Origin of the sequence: Microcoleus sp. FACHB-68 (assembly GCF_014695715.1) — a bacterium.
Lineage (GTDB): Bacteria > Cyanobacteriota > Cyanobacteriia > Cyanobacteriales > Oscillatoriaceae > FACHB-68.
On sequence record NZ_JACJOT010000002.1, the window covers coordinates 199,016 to 222,372 of the forward strand.

General features: G+C 46.7%; 19 protein-coding genes and 2 pseudogenes. 13 read left to right on the forward strand and 8 right to left on the reverse strand.

The window, feature by feature from the left end:
* Positions 1-65: 65 nt before the first annotated feature.
* From H6F73_RS02455 to leuB, 4 genes are all read right to left on the reverse strand, one after another.
* Complete coding sequence (locus tag H6F73_RS02455; protein WP_190757235.1) at positions 66-209, reverse strand: hypothetical protein; 144 nt, start codon at positions 207-209, stop codon at positions 66-68.
* A 317-nt stretch (positions 210-526) separates the two neighbouring features.
* Positions 527-940 (reverse strand): heavy metal-responsive transcriptional regulator, encoded by a 414-nt coding sequence (locus H6F73_RS02460; RefSeq protein ID WP_190757236.1) that lies wholly within the window; start codon positions 938-940, stop codon positions 527-529.
* Between the two features lie 485 nt (positions 941-1,425).
* Entirely contained in the window at positions 1,426-2,322 is an 897-nt protein-coding gene (locus H6F73_RS02465; protein ID WP_190757237.1) for a fructosamine kinase family protein, read from the reverse strand.
* Between the two features lie 123 nt (positions 2,323-2,445).
* A complete protein-coding gene (gene leuB, locus H6F73_RS02470) occupies positions 2,446-3,540 on the reverse strand; it encodes a 3-isopropylmalate dehydrogenase (RefSeq protein WP_190757238.1) in 1,095 nt (364 codons plus the stop codon).
* 93 nt (positions 3,541-3,633) lie between these two features.
* Between leuB and H6F73_RS02475 the strand changes: the two genes are divergently transcribed.
* The 6 genes from H6F73_RS02475 (at position 3,634) to H6F73_RS02495 (ending at position 9,649) form a co-directional block, all read left to right on the forward strand.
* Positions 3,634-4,113 carry a universal stress protein gene (locus tag H6F73_RS02475; protein ID WP_190757239.1) on the forward strand — a complete coding sequence of 160 codons (480 nt, stop codon included), beginning with the start codon at positions 3,634-3,636 and terminating at the stop codon, positions 4,111-4,113.
* Positions 4,114-4,277: 164 nt separating this feature from the next.
* Positions 4,278-5,228 carry an ABC transporter ATP-binding protein gene (locus H6F73_RS02480; protein WP_190757240.1) on the forward strand — a complete coding sequence of 317 codons (951 nt, stop codon included), beginning with the start codon at positions 4,278-4,280 and terminating at the stop codon, positions 5,226-5,228.
* Between the two features lie 92 nt (positions 5,229-5,320).
* On the forward strand, positions 5,321-7,126 hold the full coding sequence (locus H6F73_RS02485) for an ABC transporter permease subunit (RefSeq protein WP_190757241.1): 1,806 nt from the start codon (positions 5,321-5,323) through the stop codon (positions 7,124-7,126).
* Between the two features lie 76 nt (positions 7,127-7,202).
* Positions 7,203-7,748, forward strand: a complete 546-nt coding sequence (locus tag H6F73_RS26305; protein WP_242072305.1) for a hypothetical protein — start codon at positions 7,203-7,205, stop codon at positions 7,746-7,748.
* Between the two features lie 29 nt (positions 7,749-7,777).
* Entirely contained in the window at positions 7,778-8,371 is a 594-nt protein-coding gene (locus H6F73_RS26310) for a hypothetical protein (RefSeq protein ID WP_242072306.1), read from the forward strand.
* Between the two features lie 969 nt (positions 8,372-9,340).
* The gene (locus H6F73_RS02495; protein WP_190757242.1) at positions 9,341-9,649 is read left to right on the forward strand and encodes a DUF6679 family protein; all 309 of its coding nucleotides are present in this window, start codon (positions 9,341-9,343) and stop codon (positions 9,647-9,649) included.
* A 304-nt stretch (positions 9,650-9,953) separates the two neighbouring features.
* On the opposite strand, the gene H6F73_RS02500 is transcribed toward H6F73_RS02495, so the two are convergent.
* Entirely contained in the window at positions 9,954-11,603 is a 1,650-nt protein-coding gene (locus H6F73_RS02500) for an MBL fold metallo-hydrolase (protein WP_347239459.1), read from the reverse strand.
* Positions 11,604-12,251: 648 nt separating this feature from the next.
* Here H6F73_RS02500 and H6F73_RS02505 point away from each other — a divergent pair.
* Both H6F73_RS02505 and H6F73_RS02510 read left to right on the forward strand, forming a co-directional pair.
* Positions 12,252-12,806, forward strand: coding sequence for a phycobiliprotein lyase (locus tag H6F73_RS02505; protein ID WP_190757244.1), 555 nt, complete (start codon positions 12,252-12,254; stop codon positions 12,804-12,806).
* A gap of 1,085 nt (positions 12,807-13,891) precedes the next feature.
* Complete coding sequence (locus H6F73_RS02510; protein ID WP_190757245.1) at positions 13,892-15,550, forward strand: phycobilisome linker polypeptide; 1,659 nt, start codon at positions 13,892-13,894, stop codon at positions 15,548-15,550.
* A gap of 201 nt (positions 15,551-15,751) precedes the next feature.
* On the opposite strand, the gene H6F73_RS02515 is transcribed toward H6F73_RS02510, so the two are convergent.
* Positions 15,752-16,156 (reverse strand): hypothetical protein, encoded by a 405-nt coding sequence (locus H6F73_RS02515; protein WP_190757246.1) that lies wholly within the window; start codon positions 16,154-16,156, stop codon positions 15,752-15,754.
* A 403-nt stretch (positions 16,157-16,559) separates the two neighbouring features.
* On the opposite strand from H6F73_RS02515, the gene hslO reads away from it, so the two are divergent.
* From hslO to H6F73_RS02530, 3 genes are all read left to right on the forward strand, one after another.
* Entirely contained in the window at positions 16,560-17,456 is an 897-nt protein-coding gene (gene hslO / locus H6F73_RS02520) for an Hsp33 family molecular chaperone HslO (RefSeq protein WP_190757247.1), read from the forward strand.
* Between the two features lie 292 nt (positions 17,457-17,748).
* Positions 17,749-20,025 carry a chromosome segregation ATPase gene (locus tag H6F73_RS02525; protein WP_190757248.1) on the forward strand — a complete coding sequence of 759 codons (2,277 nt, stop codon included), beginning with the start codon at positions 17,749-17,751 and terminating at the stop codon, positions 20,023-20,025.
* A gap of 183 nt (positions 20,026-20,208) precedes the next feature.
* Complete coding sequence (locus H6F73_RS02530; protein WP_190757249.1) at positions 20,209-20,580, forward strand: hypothetical protein; 372 nt, start codon at positions 20,209-20,211, stop codon at positions 20,578-20,580.
* On the opposite strand, the pseudogene H6F73_RS02535 reads toward H6F73_RS02530, so the two are convergent.
* Positions 20,484-21,305, reverse strand: a pseudogene (locus H6F73_RS02535) (Uma2 family endonuclease). The gene H6F73_RS02530 and the pseudogene H6F73_RS02535 sit on opposite strands and share 97 nt — an antisense overlap.
* Positions 21,306-22,405: 1,100 nt before the next feature.
* On the opposite strand from H6F73_RS02535, the gene H6F73_RS02545 reads away from it, so the two are divergent.
* Positions 22,406-22,708 (forward strand): hypothetical protein, encoded by a 303-nt coding sequence (locus tag H6F73_RS02545; RefSeq protein WP_190757250.1) that lies wholly within the window; start codon positions 22,406-22,408, stop codon positions 22,706-22,708.
* A 309-nt stretch (positions 22,709-23,017) separates the two neighbouring features.
* Entirely contained in the window at positions 23,018-23,191 is a 174-nt protein-coding gene (locus H6F73_RS02550) for a hypothetical protein (RefSeq protein ID WP_190757251.1), read from the forward strand.
* Between the two features lie 76 nt (positions 23,192-23,267).
* On the opposite strand, the pseudogene H6F73_RS02555 reads toward H6F73_RS02550, so the two are convergent.
* Positions 23,268-23,357, reverse strand: a pseudogene (locus H6F73_RS02555) (IS1 family transposase); the annotation flags it as partial.

Sequence of the window (23,357 nt, forward strand, 5' to 3'; positions counted from 1 at the left end):
CAGTAATGCGACGATTGTGACAAACCTTGAGCCTAGTGGCATCGATGAAACTGATTCCCCTGCAATCACCAGTACAGGCAGACTTGCTTGAGGTAGTAATCCTTGAAATCGCGGTAGCGCTGCGGGTGGAAGGCCACTAGAATCGTGATGATTTCACTGGGCAACAGACAACGAGCGCCTTGGCGTTTTTGTCCCTCCTTATCTTGCAAGGATTTTTGCCTCTGGGGTTCAAAGTGGCAGCACTAATGGTCGATGTCAGAGAAAAGTTCTTCTAAACTCGGCATGGCCGGCGCTGGCTGAATCATCTTTAACATATTTGAGCTTACACAGCTCCTCCTGTTCTTATCCCGAACTCAGGTTAGCTATATCAAGAAGAAAAAACCCTTGTTCGTTACCTATAGATGATGTTAAAGATAATTTTTTTAAGGAAATCTTAGGCTCTCCAGCCAAGCGGAGAGCCAAGCTTTTCATAAATTAAAAAACAAATTATTGGATGAAATTAAGACTGCTAATTGCGTATACTAGCTTAATTTCGTTCAATATTTGGGCAAATGGTTGCTTCGGATGTTTGAGGTATTGTTTCCCAATCTGAAAGAAGTCCTGTTAATTCCAGTTTTAAGAGCTGTAACTGTTGAATTTGTTTTTCAATTTCTAAAAGCTTGTCTTCCAGTTTCGATTGGACGTGATCACAAGGTAACTCTCCATGATCGTGAACCTCCAGAAATTCTTTTATTTCCGACAGGCTCATTCCCAAGGTTTGGGCGCGTTTAATAAAGCTCAATCGAGCCAAAACATCTGAATCAAATAATCTAAATCCACCTTCAGTTCTCCCAGATGCCTTGAGTAATCCCAGTTCTTCATAGTAGCGAATGGTTTTAATGGGTACACCGCTTTTCTTAGCCACTACACCAATTTGGTTTGGTTTTTCTTGGATTAGCATATTTAACTCCTTTGCTAATAAGCCAGGTATGTTTGGCGGAATTCTAATTTTTAATGATTTGAGTGAGGTTGTCCTTGCGAATTAGAGCTACTCAAGAGTAATCAATTCCTATACCCTTTTTCTGCTACTGCTGGATCTAGCCGTTGTCTATCAGCGCTAATTTGTCTGAACTGCCAATGACTAACAGAGCAATCCTCACTAGAAGCCGGTTGATTTGAGTGACGAATCTGCTCAACTGTTTGATCTCCATCTATTCTAAACTCTCCACTCCACTGGAGAGGCAAGATCCTCGGCGATATTATATTAAATCCGGTTGATTCAGACTTCTTTTTGAGGCGCGAAACCTTGAGCCGACAAAGGTTAATGAGTCGCTAATCATCACCGGCTTCTGGCTTGACAGGGGCTTCTGCTTGTCCATCAGCTCCCGTTGGGTTCGCTGCCCTGACTCTCCATTTCACTTCGCCCACCGGCTGGTTGTTTAAGTTCTACGAAGAAAGAAGTTGCTGAATCATGCGATTTGCTTGGGATTCATAACTGCCTCCAAACAAATTGAAGTGATTTAAAACGTGATAAAGGTTATAAAGTGTTTTTCTCTGGGAGTAGCCGGCATCCAGCGGCCAAACCTCGTTATAACCGCGATAAAACGCAGCAGGAAAGCCCCCGAAAAGTTCTGTCATTGCAATATCAACTTCGCGGTCACCAAAATAAGTTGCAGGGTCAAATATTACTGGCTCGCCGGCTGAAGTACAAGAAGCATTTCCTCCCCATAAATCGCCGTGAACTAGGGAAGGTTTCGGTTGATAGCCGGCAAGTAATTCTGGAATTACTTCTAACAAGCGCTCTCCCTGGCTAAACTGTCCGCCGCGACGTTTTGCCAGCTTTAATTGATAGCCGATGCGGTGTTTTGTCCAAAATTCTGCCCAGTTTGCTGTCCAAGTATTAATCTGTGTTGTTGAGCCAATTGTATTATTAATTTCCCAACCAAATTCACCGATTGCTGGATGAGCAGGATATCCATCTGGGGGATTCCAGCGGTGCATTGCTGCTAGCTTGCGCCCCATTTCTTCCGAAGCGCGTTCACCGCCACGTCCTCCCAAATCCAGCCACTCTAACACTAAATAGGCAGAATCTCCTTCTGTGCCCCAGCAAATTGGGCGAGGGACGCGAATGGTGTGAGTATCCCACATTTGTTGCACTCCCTGCGCTTCTGCCTCGAACATGGCAAGATCAGTGGCGCGGTTGAGTTTAATAAAGTAGGTGCGATTATTAGATGAAATTGCATAGCCTTGATTAATACAGCCGCCACTGACTGATCGCCGGTTATTGATGTGAAATTTTTCTACGGTGACGTCGGAGATATGTGCTGCAATTTTATCCCACATGGTTAGTATTTAATTAATTTGATTTTTAACCGCAGATAAACGCAGATAAGCGCAGATATCTGTCTATGCCTAACGGCACGCTGCGCTATTATCTGTGTTTATCTGTGTGCATCTGTGGTTCCTTTATTTTTTATCTTGCTCTAACGCCTCAAGCAAGGCATCACCCATTGCGCGGCAACCCACCGGCTTCATTCCTTCTGACATGATATCGCCGGTGCGATAACCGGCATCTAAAACTTGCAAGACTGCTTGCTCAATTTTATCTGCAGCAGCCGGCTGATTTAAACCATAGCGAAGCATCATTGCCGCACTCAAAACTTGAGCAATTGGATTGGCTTTATCTTGGCCGGCAATATCAGGTGCAGAACCATGAACCGGCTCAAATACTCCAGGGCCAGATGCGCCTAAACTAGCAGAAGGTAGCATTCCAATACTGCCGGTGAGCATGGCGGCAGCGTCGGAGAGAATATCACCAAAAAGGTTGCCGGTGACAATCGTATCAAACTGTTTTGGCCAGCGCAGCAACTGCATGGCGGCGTTGTCTACATAAAGATGAGATAACTCAACATCGGCATATTCTTTAGACAGTTCAATGATGTGATCTCGCCATAATTGCGACACATCTAAAACATTCGCTTTATCAACTGAACACAGTTTACTTCCGCGCTTGCGTGCAGTTTCAAATGCCACTCGCCCAATGCGGTCAATTTCTGACTCGGTGTAAGCCATTGTATTGACGCCACGCTTTTCGCCGGTTTCAGTTTCAAAAATGCCTCTGGGTTTGCCAAAGTAAATGCCGCCGGTCAGTTCTCGCACCACCATAATATCGACCCCTTCGACAACTTCGCGTTTCAACGAAGAGGCGTCAATCAGTTGCGGTAAAATTTTTGCCGGTCGCAAATTAGCAAATAATTCTAAGCCGGCACGAAGTCCTAATAATCCGGTTTCTGGCCGCTGGTGGCGAGGTAAATTATCCCACTTGTAACCTCCAATTGCTGCTAGCAGTACCGCCTCGCTGTTGCGACAAATCTGCAAAGTTTCATCGGGAAGGGGGCTGCCGGTGGCATCAATTGCCGCACCGCCAACAAGCGCTTCTTGAAATTCAAAGCTGAGGTCGAGTTGTTGGCCAACCAGTTTAAGGACATCTACCGCGACTGCCATAATTTCAGGGCCAATGCCATCGCCGGGTAACAGAGTAATGCGGTAGTGCTGGGTCATAGTTCTACAGAAATTCTTGCAAGCTATTTATCATACCTGGGAAATGTCCCCAAAAAACAGTTGAATAGAAGAATATCTCAAGGAAATAAGACGATGGAGTTCCAAAGAATCCTGGTAGCAATTGACCGTTCCACTCAAGCAGATGCAGTTTTTCAGAAAGCGCTGCTTTTAGCGAAAAGAGAGCGAGCTTATTTAAAAGTGTTTCACTGCATACCTGTGCCACCCGTGCCAATTGCGTCCCGCATGGATCTTTATGGAGAGGGGTTAAACGGTGCTGCACAAAAACAACAGGAGAGACTGCAACAAGAAGTTGTAGAAGTAGAAGCCTGGTTGCAGACTTATCTCCAGCAGGCGCTAGCGCTGGGAGTAGAGGCGCAATTAGAGTATCAACTAGGGGATGCTGGGTTTTGGATTCGTGAGATTGCTGTTAGTTGGGACGCGGATTTAGTGGTGATAGGCCGGCGCGGACGATCTAAACTGGCTGAACTGGTGCTGGGAAGTGTGAGCAATTATGTGGTTCATCATACGCACTGTTCTGTGATGATCGTGCGTGGGACAGAAGTTGCCGGTTGAAAAACAATACAATCTCGCTGGCGAATAGAAGGGGACAGATGAAGGCACAGAATACAGAATCTGGAGGCGTCGTTACAATTTCCGTAAACCTACTGACGAATGCTGTAGGTAGAGGCTAGGCTAGGCAAAACCAAGCCATCTCAACTGTCCAAACCTCTGCAGCTATGGCAAAAGAACTCGCAATTGATACGCGCGGACTGACTAAGCAATTTGACCGGCACATTGCTGTCAACGATGTGGATCTACAAGTCGCAACGGGTGAAGTTTACGGATTGATTGGCCCGAATGGTGCGGGAAAAACCACGCTGATTCGGATGCTGGCAACCGCAGAAGAACCAACCACCGGCGAAATTTATCTCAGTGGCGAACGTTTAATCAGGGATCGTAGTAACTCTAATCTGAAGCGCCGGCTGGGATATTTACCAGATGATTTTCCGCTTTATGACGATTTGGTTGTCTGGGACTATCTCGACTATTTTGCGCGGCTTTATCACCTCAAAGAACCCCATCGCAGTCAGCGCCTTTATGAAGTGTTGGAACTGGCGCAGTTAACGAATAAGCGCAACAGCCAGATATCGACGCTTTCCAGGGGGATGAAACAGCGCCTCAGCCTTGCGAGAACGATTATTCATGAACCGATTTTGTTGTTACTCGATGAGCCGGTTTCTGGTTTAGATCCGCTCGCACGGATGCAGTTTCGTGAAATTATTAAGACGTTGCGGGAAGCGGGGATGACAATTGTAATTTCATCTCATGTTCTGAGCGATTTGGCGGAACTTTGTACCTCAGTAGGCATCATGGAATTGGGTTACTTGGTGGAAAGTGCATCGCTAGAAGAACTGTACAAGCGTCTCAGCCGGCAACAAATTTTGATGTCAACTTTGGGTAATTTAGATAGTTTACAGGCTGAACTGAAAAATCACCCTAAAGTTGAAGGGTGGGAAGTTGTTACCGGCACAACAAATTTGCGGGTTCATTTTTCAGGAAATCCCGAAGAAAGCGCCACCTTACTGAGATCCCTTGTGGAAGCCGGTGTTCCGCTTTCAGAATTTCACTGTACCCAAGAAGACTTAGAAACAATTTTCCTCAAGATGGGGCATCAACAAGCGTCTTAATAATTTTAAAGCTTAGATTTTCTAAAAAATAATCTGAAGCTTTCGTGTCTCAATCTCCGCTCATCTAATAGCTATATTTGGAGAAATTGATCATGATAATTAACCAGTTAAACTGGCTAAGTGAGGGAAACCCCCAGATATTTCGAGAACTCAAAGGCCGGCTTAAACCTCGCAATATTTTGATAGCCGTAGCCATGTCCTTAGTTGGCCAGCTCCTTGTTTTTATGTCTTTTGCAAGGCAGATTCCGACGGAAACCTATCAGGCTGTTGAAAAATACTGCCGGCTACAGCCAACTTATCAACTTTATCAAAAAGAGTATTACCAAGTCCAAAACCAAATTTCACCTTATACTCAGGTTCAACCCAAACTCAGCCCGGAAAAAACACAGGAATTGCAAGCAAGATTCAAAGAACTGCAACAACTAATAAACGATAAATGCCCAATAGATCAGATTAACTTCCAGCAGTGGTGGGTAGATCAATGGCCCGGCATATTCGTTTGTTTGAGTTTGTTTGCGTCCTTCATCCTGTTAGGGGTCGGCGCATATATGCTGATTGATGACCTAGCAAAAGAAGACCGTCGCGGCACTCTCAACTTTATCCGTCTTAGCCCCCAATCTTCTCGAAGCGTATTGATTGGCAAAATGTTGGGCGTGCCGGTTTTACTTTATCTTGCTGCACTTGTAGCCCTTCCGTTCCACGTATGGGCTGGGCTTTCTGCAAGTATTCCTGCCGGCGAAATATTCAGCTTCTACGCAGTTGTAATGGCTAGCTGTGCCTTTTTCTACAGCGCCGCACTGCTGTTTGGTTTGGGTAGCGCTTGGCTAGGCGGGTTTCAGTCTTGGTTGGGTGCCGGCACAATTTTAATCTTCTTAATGGTATTTAACCACAGACAGATAGAGCAGAGTCCGTTTGATTGGCTGAATCTGTTTAATCCCTCTTTTATACTGCCCTATCTCCTGGATCGGACGGGTTCAACTTATTTAAATCTTCCCTTCTCTCACGGGCCGATTCAAAAGTTGGAATGGTTTTACTTACCTGTGGGCGCAACGGGTGCCGGCATGGGGATTTTCTTACTGCTCAATTACGGTTTATGGACTTACTGGATCGGGCAATCTCTAAGCCGACGGTTTCGCTCTGATCAAGCTACCCTGCTCAGCAAAAAACAGAGTTATTTGGTAACAGCTTGCTTTACCCTTATGACTTTAGGTTTTGCCCTGCAACCTCCCAGACAATGGCTATCCTCACAGTTTGTCTCTAATCTCCATGCTCTGCTCATGTTGATGGGACTGCTGTTTATTTGTCTGATTGCAGCTTTATCACCTCAGCGACAAACTTTGCAAGATTGGGCGCGTTACTTCAAAGATCTGAAGCAGAAAGGGGAAGGCAAAATTAATCATTCAGGTTTGCAAGGTTTAATTTGGGGCGAAAAGAGTCCGTCAGTTGTGGCAATCACAATTAATTTACTGATCACCGCCACACCAGTTGTTTGCTGGATTCTGCTTTGGTCTGTAGGTTCTGAACACAAAATGGAAGCCCTTTCAAGTGTTGCATTGACGCTGAGTTTCATCATTATCTGTGCTTCTATTTTTCAACTCATGCTGTTGATGAAAACTCCGAAGCGGGCACTTTGGGCGGCAGGCGTAGCCGGCAGCGCAATTTTCTTGCCGCCGTTCATTTTAAGCGTGCTATCTGTGAATCCCGGATCGCATGGCGGAAGTTTGTGGTTGCTAACAGCTTTTTCGTGGGGTGCAGTTAAATATGCATCCGAAACGCTTGTTTTTCAAGTGCTTTTGGTTCAGTGGACTTGCTTGGGCTTATTAAATTGGCAACTGACTAAGCAACTTCGCAAAGCCGGTGAATCTGCCTCAAAAGCGCTGCTAGCAGGAAAAAATTAGAAGTCAATTATCGATCACTTGTCTGAGGGGTGGGAAACAATCATCCCACCCTATTTTTTTATTCAGGAAAACTACCATGACTTTAGCTTTAATTAATCGGGTGAGTGACTGGAACTCGCAATTGTTTCGTGAACTAAAAGGCAAATTTAAACCGCGAAATTTAGCAACCACCATTGCTGCCTCTCTCATTTTTCAAGGAACCTTGGTGCTGTTTTTATATATCCTGCTTCCTGGCGAAAAAGACAAATACAGCTCTTATCAGGTTTGTCATGCTATTGGCGTTGGAAAAATTGGGAGCAACTGCATCATCAACTGCCAAGAATGGTGGGTACAGATATTCCTAGTTGTAAGTTGGATTTTACCGTTAATCTTGCTAGTTTGTGGAGTAGGGGTGCTCATTGCTGACATGGCAAAAGAAGAACGCCGGGGTACGCTCAATTTTATTCGCCTAAGCCCTCAGTCAAGCGAAAGTATTTTAATCGGCAAAATGTTAGGGGTGCCGGCTTTAATCTATTTAGGCGTTGCTTTAGCTATCCCATTGCATTTAGTGTCTGCTATTGGTGCCGGTGTTTCTTTCAGCTTTCTTTTCAGCTTTTATCTGCTAAATGGTTTCTATTTTTAATCGCGGCTTTATCACCCCACCGGCAGGCTTTGCAAGATTGGTCTCGCTACCGGCACAAGCAGAATACAGACGTGAGAAGTCAGACTCCAGAAGAAGTTTTGAATTCTAACTTCAGGCTCCAGACGCCTTCTGTATGGCAAGATTTGATTTGGGGGGAAAAAAGTCCGGCAGTTGTGGCAATTGGCATCAACTTAGCGATTACGGCTGCTATTTATTTACCTTGGATTCTGATGTGGCCGGCTGATACCGGCAAATTCCGGGCGATTACAAGTTTTGTTCTGAGCTTAAGTTTAATCTTGATATATTCGCTAATCGCCCAACTCATGCTGTTGTTAAAAACTAAAAAACGGGCAATGCTCGCGTTTAATGCTGTCGCGCTTGCCATTTTAGCACCCCCACTTCTTTTAATCCTGCTGCCAATTGACCCTAAAGTGAACAGCATTGCGTGGCTGCTTACAACCGGCGCTTGGCCGGCTTTAAAATACGCATCTGCCATGTCCGTTTTTCTAGCCTTTCTCGGTCAGTTGAGTGTTATATCCCTGTTAAGTCTGCAATTGACGCGACAACTGCGAAAAGCCGGTGAATCGGCTTCAAAATCCCTGCTAACTTCATCTCCTTCTTAACCAAACTCATCTTTATTTTTTTTCCAAACGTATCATCGGCTACCTTAAGTAAAGCGATGATATGCTTCATCCCTGGACGATTGGCGCTCGTTTTGTTCCAAAGGGTAAAGCGTGAAAGGAGACATTAACAACTGTTCTCCCTTCACGCTTCGCTGAATCTCAATTTCAAAAAGTGGTGTAAAATATTAATAGGTAGAGTTATTAGCTGTGAAGTTAGTGTAAAGATTGACAGAATCAAGTAAAGATATCGGTAAGCTTGCGATTTGATGCAAGAGTGTAAAGCCAATGCTAAAGCTGAGGCTGAGCGAATAAACACGGTGATAAATTCACTTTTTCACATTGTTACCGGCTGTTACCAAAGATGTTTTGAATAGCAATTGTATAGCTTCTGCATCGTCCTACATAAGGTTGCCAACCGCTTGCTTGACTCAGATACAGGTGGATTATTGGGAATTCATTGACCGTTTAAAAACCCTGAGAGCAAGCAAAATAGATGCGTCGGCTCGTTGACAACACGAAAGAGACTTCAGTAAATCACCTCTTGACACATAATCCCAAACCTGTGGCGATCATCTCCCCTGCCGCTGTTACAAGCATCCCAGTGGAGATTCTCTAAAATCCTGCGAGTTGTTGTGCCGACAGAGTACAATGAGCGCATAGATATAACTTTTGAACAAACGTGAACCAGCCCGAAAATCTAGCCGAACCCTTGCCTGTTATAGTGGACGCAGTCGGTCGATATTTAGCCCTTCTCAAGCTAAACTGTCAGAGCAAGAGAGAAAAATAAGCAGAGTTCGGAGGCAATGAAAATTGAAACAAGAGGCAGTTGATGACTGAATCCCTCTGAACCCTGTACGCGAGACTGATCAGTCACTTTTGAATGGGGTAAGAGACTCGCATCAACCCCCATCAGGTCTGAGAATGATTCACAAAGCATTTGAAAAGTTACCTCCTCAGGAGAAGTCACCTATGCTAAACCGCAAGATTTATCAACTCTGTTGTGATGGTCGTGAAGTCTGTGTTTTCTTGCGGGACCAGCAACGTTGGATTGAACGCGCTCGTATCCTTGACATTGAAGGGGATTTGGTAACGATGCGCTATGAAACCGACGAAGAAGACGAAGTATGTTCATGGGAAGAGATGGTTCGCTTAGAAAGCATTGGTGCGATTACCCAGAAACTAGCTTCAGTCCCGCGCGGCAACGTTGAACCCCTAGTTTCCGACGATTGTCCGGAAGCCGAACAAATTCGCAATCCTTCAGACTCCAATCAAGACTAAAAAGCCGAGAAGGGGAAACGGTGAATGGTGAAAGCAGGACTCGCCCTCGCCTCTGAATCCTCTTCTTTTTTTCCTGCTTGCAAAACAGTTTCAGATTGACGTGGGAGACTACCGGCGTCGAACTGGAACCGTTGCGCTTTTATGGGGTTCGTCGAATTGCCAGGACGGTAAAATAATATGAAATCCGTTTAATTAGATATTGTTAATCAAAAATCGCCATCGTTAACCAGCAGCGACCTAGTTGAATCTCAATCGTTTATTAAATTTTTTTGATTAAGCGAGCGTTTAAAAGAAAATTAAATAACTATTCGTCATCGTCATGCTCAGCTTGTGCCGGTGGGGGCGATTGAACCGGCTCAAAAACCGGACAATAGCCATCGCTCGTCACCTTGAACCCAAAAAGGGGTGAAGCTTGGTTCCAACAGCGCTGTCCCCGGTAGTGCCGGCAGTTGCCACAGCACTCAATATCAACCGGCACATCGCGTTCGCTAGCCTGACTCAGCAATTCCCGCTGTGACAGACCCCGCAAAACCAATTCCTCCCCCTGCCAGCGGGCCTCCACCAAACCCGTATCCGCAAAATGCGGCCAGCGCGGATCGGCGGCGATTGCCTCCGGGAAGGTAATCGTCACCACCGTCCCTTGTTCCGTCAGCTCCCCTTCATAGTGCGTATCTGCCACCTCTGGCTGCATAAACGTCTCCCCAATGGGAAGTTCCACCAGCGTGCCGGCAGCGGGCAAATGCAACTGGTAGCGGTTACGCAACTCATCCAAATTTGTCAGATCAGCCAAGTAATTTGGAGATCCATGTACAAAAATGACGTGCTGGGGGCGCAAATTATGGATCAGCTGCGTCGTAGCAGGGCCATCACAGTGCTGAGCCAATAAATAAGTTTCAACCGTAATCGAGGTTGGGGGCTGGGCGTGCAGAGTCAGCGGTTGATGGTTAACAAGTGGCTGACCCGGATGTTCGGGCATTAAGACCAACCAAGGGCCAGTGTCTGGTTGGCAGAACTCGCTCAAATCAGCAGTATCGTCGGTAATTACGATACAGGGAGACTTGCCGATGGAATTGCGCTGTTCTGGACTGAGCCGGCGCACACGCGGACGCACCCGCTCATCCCAAAACAAAGGTTGGTGTCGGGCAAAATTTTGTACCGATGTGGGTAACTGGGGCAAAAGCTCCAAATACGCATCACAGCCGGTGGCCACCGCACCATCCACCCAAATATCCATATCGCGCCCTGTGAAGTGATGGTGACTCCGCAGCAGCATCAGCATTTCTTGCCCTAAACCCAGTGCCGATGTCGGCAGCAGGACGCACCGGCGCTGGGCAATCGCCTGATTGATTCGCTCCGCCAGCTGGTTTTCTTGGTTGCGCCGGTGAGGATAGCGAGCTGTGCCGTAACTGCCTTCTAAAATCAGCACATCCGGCCCTAATCCCCGTAATTCCTCTAAAGGCAACCCGTCCACTAACCGCGAATTGGATAAGAAACAGTCGCCGGTATACAGCAATGAGTAAGTTCGGTGCGGCGCGGTGTAGGTGAGCAAAATCGCTGCGCCTCCGGGCAAATGGCCGGCAGGGTAGAGTTGAGCACCCAGTCCACTGCGAAACTCGACCGGCGATCGCCAAGGCAGCGCCTGACAGAAGAATAGTTTTTCTGCCGGCTCCACATCTGGCCAATTTAGCGGCAACAGCTGAGTAGTTACCTCTGTACCGTAAATTGGCAACTTTGGGTATGCCTGGTGGAGTGCAAGCAAACCCCTGGCATGATCGGGATGGGCGTGTGTACACAGCACTAAATCTGCCGGTAGCGGCAGGTTGCGCTCCGACACCAAAGATGAGATATCTTCTAATCCACAGTCGAGTAAGATGCGGTATGGACCCATCCGCACCAGCAAGCACACCCCTTCATCTGCATGACCAACCCCATAGGGTAAACATTCGAGTTCTATCACGTTCGCGACACCTCTCCCCTGGAGAACATTCAGCTTTCGGCAAACGTTCCAGCGCAGCTTCACCGGAGCCAAATCTAAGTTCTCGTTTGTAGATATGAAAGCCGGTGGCAGCTCATGACAGAGCATTCTCAATCTGGCTGCTGCTTACACGGATGTTTTTGATGCTACCAAGGTTGGGGATCACTGTAGAATTTTTTGCCGGCCCTAACTTGCCGGCCAACGTTAAACAAGGGCGAGATAACAGACCGTCTTGATACCAGCATTTCCCCAATCTGGGCTGTATTAACAGATCTACAAGTTTATAAGATTGCATCTAATTTATATTTGTTCTTTATAAAAGTATTTTCTGAATGATGATTTAAAAGAATCTTTTGCTTGAATTTAAAATTCTAGACAAGCAAGTTAAATGCATGAAGCTTCAAAAAACTTGTCTCCCAGACACACCCGCTCTGCGACCGGCGAGGAATCAGGTAATACTGTTGTCAGAATCTTTGCAAACCTGAACCAAAGGACTGACAAGCCGACAGCGATCACTTCATCATTGAATTGATTTTGGTGGCCTTCATAAGTATTTATGCTGGTGTCCGGCACTCAAGAAAAATCAAAGGTCAGGAGCAACTGACAGCTGACAAAGGATAAAAATTCATGTCTCTACATAAGTTTCAACATTTTTTTGACTGTTGCGTTGGCAACTGGAAGACAGAACGCACCTACCATTACTTGACTCACCAGGAAGTAGAGCGCTCACGCACCGAATTTACCATCCAACCCCTAGGTTTCGATCTCAAAGTCAAGGTGCTTGCAGATAACGGGCGCACACCGCCTTCAAACTTAGCCCAACTACCGGGATACCATCTAGCTTTTCAGACTATTTCCCAGAAAGGTGAACAAGTCTCTCAACAGCTGAATATGCTATTTGTGCCCACCGATAGCGATTCGCCGATTTTAGAAGGAGATTACCTGCGGGATAGAGCTTACGAAGAAGCCAAACCCATCGTGGCTCATTTTCGCTTCGATACCAAAACCCAAGAGCTGTTAATGACAACTCACTACACTCGTGTCGTCTCCGTCGATTCGATTACCCTAGTCAACCCTGAGTTGAGAATCCGTAAGATTGTCAACTATCAACGACCCCCAGAAGGCAAGCCTTTGGAAAACGTTGTCTTAGTTGGCTTTGGCGTCGAACAGAAAGCTGTCTAACACCGAGTGGTTATCGCACCTCAAAGGCATCCCAGGGGATGCCTTTGAGGTGCGCTTTCGCTGTTTGCGCCGGCACTGGTTACGCCTAGGATTCTGAGAAGATGGCAAGTTTTTACCGACCAGTCTGATTAAAATTTACAATTCTTCATGATTCCCGTTAGTGCAGCATTGTATAAATAATTTGCAAAGATGTAAAAAAACTCAAAGAATCTAACTCATGCAAGCTAGAGCTTCTTTAACCGGCTAGAGCCGACCGACGAGAAATTTTGTTAAGTTTATTTACATTTTTCAAATATATTTCTGAGTTGAGTTTGTTTCTACCCAGGAGATAATTTTAATGACTTTTGAACCGGCTTCTTAATTCAGCGGGGGCTTCTTTCAACACACTCCCCTTGTCAAAGTAGTGATGTAACAATAATTCCTAAGGTTGCCTTCTGAAAAATCAGAAATCATGCTATCCTAACTACCTTTAAATTAGGCAACTTTAGACAAACATTTTGTTTGACAAGGTTTTTAGCCATTAAATAAATTAGGAGAAACCCAGATGGTAAAAGCAGCTTCAGCCGTTGAATTCGGACTTCCGTGATTTTCAGTAAAATCTATCAAAGGCTGGAGTAATAGCAGGTCAAATTAAACGTAAAATATTAGATCCCTACCTTAACCCAGACCTGATGAAAAACTCTTCTTGCTCCCTATTACAAGGCGGCTAGAGGGTTAAGCTTTTAGTGGATTTTATGGATGTCGCTCTACTGAATTCAAAACTCTGTATGAGTGGGTTTAATCAAAATGCCGGTGAAGAAATCCAAACAGCCGGTAAACCCGTCTCTACAAAATTTAAAATTCTGGACAAAAGCGACATCGGGTGTTAAAAGCACAAACTCTACTCTCTGTTTATCTGTTTCTTCGAGGTGCTTTTTCATGTTGGGTATAACAACAACCGGCATGATCAGCACGAGAGGCTGCGACAACCGCACCGTGATCATAGAGGTGAAGGGGTTTTGAAAACTAAATTCTAAACAGGGTTGGGTTGCAGAGGGTGGGTTAAAGTCTTGCTCTTTTAATTGCTGAATTCGAGGTATTTTTATATGTTGGGTACGACAACCACAGGGATTTCGGCTTTAAGTGACTATAACAACCGCGTTGTGTTTATAGAGGTGAAGGGAGGCGCGGATCACGACTTGATGCGAACCAGCCACTATACGCTAAAAGTTCCTTATAGCCGGCTGTCTCAGACCATCCAGCGAATCAGCCGCATGGGGGGCCATATTGCCAGTGTCAAACTCGAATCATCTCTTCAAGTCGTTGAGCCGGCTGCATATTCCGCTCAACCAATGGTAGCAGAGGCACCCAGCAGTCTCGCAGAAGCCCCCGCTGAACATCTGGAGGCACCGGCACCAACATCAGAGGCAACTGCGGAACTAGAGGCAGTGGCAGACATTGCAGATGAGCCGGCAGCTCAACACGAGGAACTGCCAGAGGTTGATGCCAGTGTAACAACTGAATCTGAAACAACCCCAGAACCAGAGGCAGTTGCAGAAATCGTAGATGAGCCGGCAGCTCAACACGAGGAACTGCCAGAGGTTGATGCCAGTGTAACGACTGAATCTGAAACAACCCCAGAACCAGAGGCAGTTGCAGAAATCGTAGATGAGCCGGCAGCTCAACACGAGGAACTGCCAGAGGTTGATGCCAGTGTAACGACTGAATCTGAAACAACCCCAGAACCAGAGGCAGTTGCAGAAATCGTAGATGAGCCGGCAGCTCAACACGAGGAACTGCCAGAGGTTGATGCCAGTGTAACGACTGAATCTGAAACAACCCCAGAACCAGAGGCAGTTGCAGAAATCGTAGATGAGCCGGCTGCTCAACACGAGGAAGTGCCAGAGGTTGATGTTAGTGTAACGGCTGAATCTGAAACAACCCCAGAACCAGAGGAAGTTGCAGAAATCGTCGATGAGCCGGCAGCTCAACATGAGGAACTGCCAGAGGTTGATGCCAGTGTAACGGCTGAATCTGAAACAACCCCAGAACCAGAGGCAGTTGCAGAAATCGTAAATGAGCCGGCAGCTCAACATGAGGAACTGCCAGAGGTTGATGTTAGTGTAACGACTGAATCTGAAACAACCCCAGAAGCAGAGGCAGTTGCAGAAATCGTAGATGAGCCGGCAGCGAAACATGAGGAACTGCCAGAGGTTGATGCCAGTATAACGACTGAATCTGAAACAACCCCAGAACCAGAGGCAGTGGCAGACATTGCAGATGAGCCGGCAGCGAAACATGAGGAACTGCCAGAGGTTGATGCCAGTGTAACGGCTGAATCTGAAACAACCCCAGAAGCAGAGGCAGTGGCAGAAATCGTAGATGAGCCGGCTGCTCAACACGAGGAACTGCTAGAGGTTGATGCCCGTGTAACAACTGAATCTGAAATAGTCCCAGAAGCAGCAGTTGCGCCACAACCAGAACCAGAAGTGCAGGTTGCTCAAGTAGATGAGCCGGCACAACAGCCAACCGACGAGCAAGTGCTATCTCCTGAAATTATCCCTAACCTGGCGATCTCATCTGAGCCGACATCACCAGATGCCGGTGTAGTAGAACCTAAAACAACAGCCTCTAAGACAACAAAAAGCAAAACCGGCACTCAAACCACTAAAGGCAAAAAAACCACCAAAACCACTAAAAGCAAAAAAACTTCTCAAAGCAGCCGGAGCAAAAAAGGGCGAAAATCAGCGTCCAATGACTCCTAAGCTATCTCAGCCCAGCCGTCATCATCGCGCCTTTAGCCAATCCTGCCCAGTGCTGACGGTTGAGCATCAAATGCAGCAATACAAGCAATCAGGCTCCAGCGTGAATCTGTGAGCGGAACAGGCTAAGCAAATTTGGAGGTGGCCACAGACAAGCTGACTGCACATAACTTGTCTGAGTCACAACCAAATAGCCGGTGGGCGTTAAGAAAATGATGAAACGCTTTTCCCTTGGGCTGCTAGAAATTCCCGCAAACGGATCAAGTTGAAAGTTTGGCCTAAATTGAGTGGCAGTAAAGAGACGCCTTCGAGACGGGACTGCACCCAACCATCCCCCCAGTACCACTCGTGAAATCCGTCAATTCCCTGACTTAATAACAGACGCAGACAGTTAGGTTCCGCAACATCTACCAGGTGTTGAATCACCACCGGCCCTATCGAACTGGTAAACGTCAAACCAGAATGAAACTGTTCGGGCAGTCCTGGGGTAAAACGTTGGGGCCACAACCACTGCTGTAGCAAAGCAGGACGGAGCAGACTATCCCCAATCGTCGATGCCGGTGCGTCCACCTCAATTCGCAAGTGGGTTTGTTGAAAAGTCCCTAGCATAAAGAATTTGCGCTTTTTAGAGTCATCCTTCCTTCAGTTTGACACTCTCCGCGCTGATAGCGCAGCGTGGGGCAATGACTCATTCACGATTGCCCTTGAGGTATTGACGCTTAGCAGATCACCCCATTTGGAGCGGGTTTGGAGGACTTACTCCGAAGTCTTTCTAACTTCCCTAGTGTTTCAGCCAATTGAGAGCCGCTGATATTCATATTTGCCAGGATTGCCGGCTTTCCATACCGGCCAAAACTTTCCTTCGTAAAAAATCCTATTTTTATTGGGAAAAATCCCTAAAATTTCTAATTTTCACGTTTCACTTATTACCGTTCCGTCTCCCCTCACCTCCCATCAAACCAACATCTAAAATAAAGAAAGCGGGAATTGTTAAGAAACGTTAGGATTTCTCATGGCTGATCAGTTAATTCGAGCAACAGCAGCGGAGGGCGGTATTCGGGCAGTTGGGGCGATCACCACCCGCCTTGTAGAAGAAGCAAGGCAGCGACACAAACTTTCCTACGTTGCCACAGCTGCCTTAGGCAGGACAATGTCATCTGGGCTTTTGCTCGCCTCCAACATGAAACGTGCCGAATCCAGAGTGAATATTCGCATCATCGGCAGTGGGCCGTTGGGTGGGATTCTTGTAGATGCCGGCTTAGATGGCACAGTGCGTGGTTACGTCGATAATCCTGAAGTTGAACTGCCCCCCAATAGCCAGGGTAAGCTCGATGTGGGTGGGGCTGTGGGCAGCGACGGTTACCTCTACGTCGTTCGTGATGTAGGATATGGCTACCCTTACTCCAGTACCGTCGAACTCGTTTCTGGTGAAATCGGAGAGGATGTGGCTCATTACCTGATGACTTCCGAACAAACGCCTTCTGCCTTAGTGGTCGGGGTATTTGTCGGGGCACAGGGCGTTACCGCATCGGGAGGGATCTTATTGCAAGTGCTGCCGAAGGCTGCATCAGACGAAGCACTTGTTCAAACCTTGGAATCTCGCATCGCATCCCTGTCAGGATTTACCCCCCTTTTGCAAGCCGGTAATACACTGCCAGAAATTTTTGAGCAATTGTTAGGAGACATGGGACTGCAAATTCTGCCAGAAATTCAAATGGTGCGGTTTCACTGTAGCTGTTCTCCGGATCGCTTTCTGGGAGCGCTGAAAATGTTGGGTGAAGCCGAGCTGCTAGACATGATAGAAAAGGATGATGGCGCTGAAGCAACTTGCCATTTCTGTGGTGAAGTTTACCAAGCGAGTCGTGACGAACTAGCCCAGCTGATTGGCGACCTCAAAGCCGGCTCCTAATTTTCAAGTAGGGCAAAAACGAATCAAAAGCAACGTGCCAATTGGGCAGAAGAAATTGAAGAGTCTGGGCGGTTTACGATTGCACGCCGATAAAAAAGAGAAGAGAAAAGACTTTCACCCTTGATTCTTCAACCTTTGGCGGGCAAACTTTAATTCCACCTAGGCTGCTTCACCCTTCACTCAGACACTGTTATTTGAAATAAAATTTGGCTTTTGGTGAGTTGAGAGATACGATAGCAACGACTGCTTGTTTGCAGGAGCCAAGACCGCTGCTTTACTGTTGGTGTGGGATATGACTAGAGATCGCAAAGGTCGAGACCGGCGGCGTGTCGCTAGGTCTTCAAAGCCAGTTGAGGACAGCAAATTTCGTGTGTTTCCAGCTTTACCTAGCACGAGCGCCGGGGAGCCGGTGCCTCAGCCCACTCCAGAATGGGAGGCGAGTAATGGTGTGCGCTCAGCACCCCTACAACCCAAAGGATTAGGGGCTAAAGCGGATTCTCAGACGCGCCGGTCGAGGCGCTCACGAAACAGCTTGAAAAATTCTTTAAAGCCTCCCCAGGGGCTGCAAAATCTGCTAAATAGCTGGCTGTTTTGGTGGATAACAGCAGCGATCGTGTTTGGGGGAAGTGGATTTATGGCCATAGCCCTGTTGTTGCGGCTGCCGGCCCTCCCCAACTGCCCAGCTATATTTTGGCCAACTGCTTCGGCGAGCTTACGCATTTATTGCGCTCAACTGGCAGCGAATAAGGAAACTGTCGAGGACTTGCTAGGGGCGATCGAGCTAGTCAATGACCTGCCAAACGATCACCCCATGCGCCAGGACATCAACCGCAACATCGAACAGTGGTCGCAGCAGATCCTGGATTTGTGTGACAACACCTTCCAAGCCGGCAAGCTGGATGAAGCCATCGAAATGGCCCGCAAAGTTCCTTCAAATGTGCCGGCCTACCGATTAGTAGAGGAGCGGATTGATCGCTGGAAGGCTACTTGGGCCGAAGCCGAAGAAATTTATAAAAAAGCTGAAGCCGAACTGCGTAAGCAAAACTGGCCACAGGCATTTCGGGAAGCTGTACGGCTGCTGGATGTGGGCAATAACTACTGGGCAACGACCAAGTATGAAGAACTGACGATCCTGATGAAGTCGGCGCGAGAAGATGGCAATAAGCTCGGCAAAGCTTACAACAGCGCCGAGCAAGGCGGGTTAGAGAACTTGCTACAGGCGATTAAACTTGCACAGTCCATCGAGCCAAAAAGTCATGTTTATCGGGAAGCTCAGGACGCCCTTAGAAAATTCAGCAGCAAGCTCATGGATTTGGCTGAGGACACCTTAGAAAACCGGGATTTGCAAGGGGCAATCTCTATCGTGCGCCAAATTCCTGAGAGTGTGAATCTCAAGGACGAAGTTCAAGACTTTATTGATCTAGCAAGGGCCGAAGCTCAAACCTGGCCAGACACTGTTGAAGCGATTGAATCGGCTATTACCGCAGCCCAAAAGATCAACCGCAAACGCCCTCTTTATAGCAAAGCCCAACGATTGATCAGCGAGTGGCAGCAAAGCCTTGAAGGTCTAGCCTATTTAGAGCGAGCGCGTGCACTGGCTAAAGGTGGCGTGATTAATGACTTAAAAGAGGCCATCTCTCAAGCGCAGCTCGTCTCCAGCTCTAAACCGCGCTGGGAGGAAGCTCAAGGCGAAATCAAGCGCTGGAGAAGCCAAATAGAGACTCAGGAAGACCGGCCCTATTTAGACAAGGCCGAGATGTTAGCCAGATCGGGAAGTATTAGCGCTCTGCAAGCGGCAATTAATCAGGCCAATATGATTGGCAACGGACGGGCGCTTTACGAGGAAGCTCAGAACAAAATTCAGGAGTGGAATCGACAGATACAAACTCAGGAAGACCGGCCAGCCCTGGAAATGGCCATGCAATTGGCCCGCTCTGGTAACACCGGCTCACTGCAAGCGGCGATTAATGAAGCCCGTAAGATTGGCAACGGACGGGCGCTTTACCAGGAAGCTCAGAACAAAATTCAAGATTGGAAATTGCAACTGCAACAGCAGGAAGATCAGCCCTACCTCGACCGAGCGCGACAGATGGCAGATATGGGCCGGCTGTCTGAGGCAATTGCGGCTGCAGAAAGAATTCAACCAGGACGCGCTCTTTATGAAACTGCTCAAGAGGTGATCAAAACCTGGCGCGATGAAATTCGGGCGAAGCAAGATATCGAGGATGCCTATCGCTACGCAAATTCGGGAAATCCAGAAACTCTGGCGTCTGCGATTCGCACAGCGAATCAAGTTTCTGATTCTAGCTTGTTGCGGGCGGAGGCGGATGGGGTAATCGAGCAATGGAGCCAGCAAATCTTGGCCATTGCGAGAGAACGGGCAGCATCTGACTTACCCGCTGCGATTGAAATTGCCCAGAAGATCCCTTCCTATGCCGGGGCTTTTTCGGCGGCTCAGCGACAGATAGAGAGCTGGCAACAACAGTTAAATCCCGCGCCGGCTCCTTCAGTCGCCCCCGCGCCCGTTCCTTCAGCAGCCCCCGCACCTCCCCCTCCAGCAGCCCCCTAGGACAGAAAACAGTGTTTTCTCTGGCTAAAGTGTGCCGGCATCTAACTGTGGTTGGTGCCGGCATCTTTCTATTTTCAATTTAAGATTCGAGGGAAACTGTTAGAATTTATAAGCAGATTCGCTTTTCTGTTGGGGCGAATTTATTAAAAATTAACCGTAATTCAGTGGATGTGATCTTGTTTTATGGCTTCAGTTACCCTGGAAGAAATCTCGCATTTCCGCTCTAAATTAGCTACTTATCCTGATATCTTGAAAGCCCTTGAGGTGATTGAAGATTGTGATGGAGATTTGGAAGATGCCGCGCTTGTACTGGCGATTGAGGTTGGACAGCAACCCGACAGTGCGACTTGGTTAGATGGGTTTGCCAAGCGATATCGTCCCGCTTTGTGTGAGCAAGCAGTAAGAGAAAATTTGTTAAACGGAGAATTAGTGGCTGTTGTTGAATATTTAACAGAAAATCAGGTTTTACCCGTGATATTAGTTGCGCCGGTTCTCATGTATATAATCAAGCAAGGCGTGAATGATTTTTGCGAGCCTCTGGAGTTAAAATTGTAAAAAAATAACTCGAATCCTTCATCCGGATTTATGCTCATTTCTCTCAATCGTGCCGCCAAGCTTTCTGATCTTTGACGCTCCTGTTTTAGCAAAGCTTCCGCCTGTTCTGCTCGTTCTTGACCAGTCAGCAACAAATTGCCTTGTGAATTCCACTAGCGTAGCCAAGGCAATTCCATATTTTGATAATATCCTTGCCAAATTCCTAACTCTACACCAAGGCGAGGAATGGGGTAATGTCCTAGGTGATTTGCCGGCACTAGCTCATAGTGGTCTTCTATCAACAACTCCACCCTCGCTAGTTTGACTTCATAGATTCCATAAAAAGCCGGTCGAATGACTTTTTCATGAATCCAAAATTTTCCAGTATAGGGCGTTTTATCGCCTTCTTCAGTTCCATCTCCGGATACAAATTCCAAAACAATGAGCGGCGGAATATGTTCTTGCCACAAAACATAAGAACGCCGGCTTTTACCTTCTAAGGTTGGAGGCACATCAGGCAAATAAAACCAATCGGTTGCTTCTGCACCCCGTTCTAGTGGATCGGTGATCTTCTAATAAATACCAGAATCTTGACCGATGCAATACCGGCTGTCAGGATGAAGCTGTTCTAAAACAGGCCGAATTCAAGTTGTGAGGAGAATACTTTGCGGATGTTCCTGAAAGTTTTTCACACAGGTGCTATCGAAGTCAGGTAGCTGAGTGTGATCCGCTAAACTTATTGGCAGAGTGTCGGGCTTCCTGTGGTAGTCATGTTGACCTCCAAGAGCCGGCAGATAGCTTTAAATATAATCTACCAATCCTAAATAACCTGAGTTCGGGATAAGAACAGGAGGAGCTGTGTAAGCTCAAATATGTTAAAGATGATTCAGCCTGCGCCGGCCATGCCGAGTTTAGAAGAACTTTTCTCTGACATCGACAATTAGTGCTGCCACTTGGAACCCCAGAGGCAAAAATCTTTGCAAGATAAGGGGGGACAAAAACGCCAAGGCGCTCGTTGTCTGTTGCCCAGTGAAATCATCACGATTCTAGTGGCCTTCCACCCGCAGCGCTAGCGCAATTTCAAGGATTACTACCTCAAGCAAGTCTGCCTGTACTGGTGATTGCAGGGGAATCAGTTTCATCAATGCCACTAAGCTCAAGGTTTGTCACAATCGTCGCATTACTGGCCACCGCGTGTTTACTCATCTGGCAGCACCAGGCAAAACCTCACTAGATTGGTTCTATGGGTTTAAGCCGCATCTGGGGGTTAATGAGTATGCACAACTGCTCACTGTCACCTCGACTCCAAGCATTGCAGCTCGGTTAACTTCATGGTAAATCGGCTTGTTGGGTTGATTGCTTATTGCCATCAGCCCAACAAGCCGTCTCTGACTCTGGACTTTGCTTTGCCCCAAACTGCTTAACCCGAACTCAGGTTAGCTAGTGATTACTCAGATCACTGGCCACATCAGCATGAAATAACCAGTTTTGCAGCTAGTTTTAGGCTATTAGCCTTTTAAGGATTGCTTCTCGTGTTTGTCAGCCTTAAGCACTGACAATTCTTGGTGCAGAAACGTGTTTAAAAAAACCGAAATTTTTTTTGACTTACCCCTTGACTCTCCAGCTAACAAGACATTTTAAAGTAAAAAAGTAAATGATATCAAGCGGCAAAAAGTGCATTTGACTTTATCATTTTCTACTCGATTTGCAACAGAATTCTCTTATGTAGTTACTTCGATTTTAGCTTAAGTAGTGTTAACTAATATCAGCAATTATCAATTAGCTGATATTTCTGTATTGGCAACATAGTGTTAATCACCCTTCACTCTTTTACGAGGAGAAAAAAATGAAAGTTCAAAAACCTCTGCACTCAAAACGACGCATTTTTGCAGCGCTTAGCGCAGGCTTTGTAATGACCTTCGCATCAGTTGTCTCGGCGCAGCCTATACCCAACCATCAAGGGCAAAACCAGCAGGAACATGAAGGACAGCGAGAACATACAGAACACGGAGGCCATCAAGCTCATCAAAATAATCAAGGACATGAAGGACATGAAAGACACAAAACAAAATTGGTAAGCGCGGAAACTCTTGCATCTAATAAAGCAATCAAAGAAGTAATTGCTGCCGTTGATTATTCATCTGCTTAGTCATTCAATTTCCTTAACTATCAGTTATTCAAATTTTGCTGATAGCTGATAGTTAATTCTTCACAAACAATAAAACCTCGGTGTTGCAACCGTTGTTATTAGTTTACGGATGGTTATGATTTTAATAAAATTCAAGCCGACAGCGCTGTCAAGTTTGTAAATTAGGCGTGAAGATAATCAATCTGAATAAAAGCTATCAGCACTGACTTAACTTGGTGAAAGGCTTTCAGGATGAACAGCTTGTGATAGTCCCTTGAGCTGCCGGCCACTAAAAACTTCAAACCAAAACAAATATCGCTTTATCACACAATGCAACTGTGTCAAAAGATGACGGCTGCTGAGGGATGGAACGACCACTCTTATGGAGGAGAAGAATATGACAACTCGGAAAACCAGGCATACAAAACAACAGATATTGGCAATGCTAACAGCCGGCTTTGTGATAGCGTCTGCCTCTACTGTTGCAGCACAGCCGATGACTAATCATCAGGGATATAACCATCAGAATCACCCAGGGCATCAAGGGCATCAAGGGGGGCGTTGCTGAAAATGTAATGAACTAAGCTGGCAAGGGAACTGTTCGGTACTTTAAGTAGTGAAGCAGTAAACGCAGTGAACACTTCAGCATCTCCACAGACTTGGAATAACA

What these genes read in the sequence shown, in the direction of transcription:
- H6F73_RS02460 (WP_190757236.1), bottom strand. Translation starts at nt 940, where the DNA reads ATGCTAATCCAAGAAAAACCAAACCAAATTGGTGTAGTGGCTAAGAAA.
- H6F73_RS02465 (WP_190757237.1), bottom strand. Translation starts at nt 2,322, where the DNA reads ATGTGGGATAAAATTGCAGCACATATCTCCGACGTCACCGTAGAAAAA.
- leuB (WP_190757238.1), bottom strand. Translation starts at nt 3,540, where the DNA reads ATGACCCAGCACTACCGCATTACTCTGTTACCCGGCGATGGCATTGGC.
- H6F73_RS02475 (WP_190757239.1), top strand. Translation starts at nt 3,634, where the DNA reads ATGGAGTTCCAAAGAATCCTGGTAGCAATTGACCGTTCCACTCAAGCA.
- H6F73_RS02480 (WP_190757240.1), top strand. Translation starts at nt 4,278, where the DNA reads ATGGCAAAAGAACTCGCAATTGATACGCGCGGACTGACTAAGCAATTT.
- H6F73_RS02485 (WP_190757241.1), top strand. Translation starts at nt 5,321, where the DNA reads ATGATAATTAACCAGTTAAACTGGCTAAGTGAGGGAAACCCCCAGATA.
- H6F73_RS26305 (WP_242072305.1), top strand. Translation starts at nt 7,203, where the DNA reads ATGACTTTAGCTTTAATTAATCGGGTGAGTGACTGGAACTCGCAATTG.
- H6F73_RS02495 (WP_190757242.1), top strand. Translation starts at nt 9,341, where the DNA reads ATGCTAAACCGCAAGATTTATCAACTCTGTTGTGATGGTCGTGAAGTC.
- H6F73_RS02505 (WP_190757244.1), top strand. Translation starts at nt 12,252, where the DNA reads ATGTCTCTACATAAGTTTCAACATTTTTTTGACTGTTGCGTTGGCAAC.
- H6F73_RS02510 (WP_190757245.1), top strand. Translation starts at nt 13,892, where the DNA reads ATGTTGGGTACGACAACCACAGGGATTTCGGCTTTAAGTGACTATAAC.
- H6F73_RS02515 (WP_190757246.1), bottom strand. Translation starts at nt 16,156, where the DNA reads ATGCTAGGGACTTTTCAACAAACCCACTTGCGAATTGAGGTGGACGCA.
- hslO (WP_190757247.1), top strand. Translation starts at nt 16,560, where the DNA reads ATGGCTGATCAGTTAATTCGAGCAACAGCAGCGGAGGGCGGTATTCGG.
- H6F73_RS02525 (WP_190757248.1), top strand. Translation starts at nt 17,749, where the DNA reads ATGACTAGAGATCGCAAAGGTCGAGACCGGCGGCGTGTCGCTAGGTCT.
- H6F73_RS02530 (WP_190757249.1), top strand. Translation starts at nt 20,209, where the DNA reads ATGGCTTCAGTTACCCTGGAAGAAATCTCGCATTTCCGCTCTAAATTA.
- H6F73_RS02545 (WP_190757250.1), top strand. Translation starts at nt 22,406, where the DNA reads ATGAAAGTTCAAAAACCTCTGCACTCAAAACGACGCATTTTTGCAGCG.
- H6F73_RS02550 (WP_190757251.1), top strand. Translation starts at nt 23,018, where the DNA reads ATGCAACTGTGTCAAAAGATGACGGCTGCTGAGGGATGGAACGACCAC.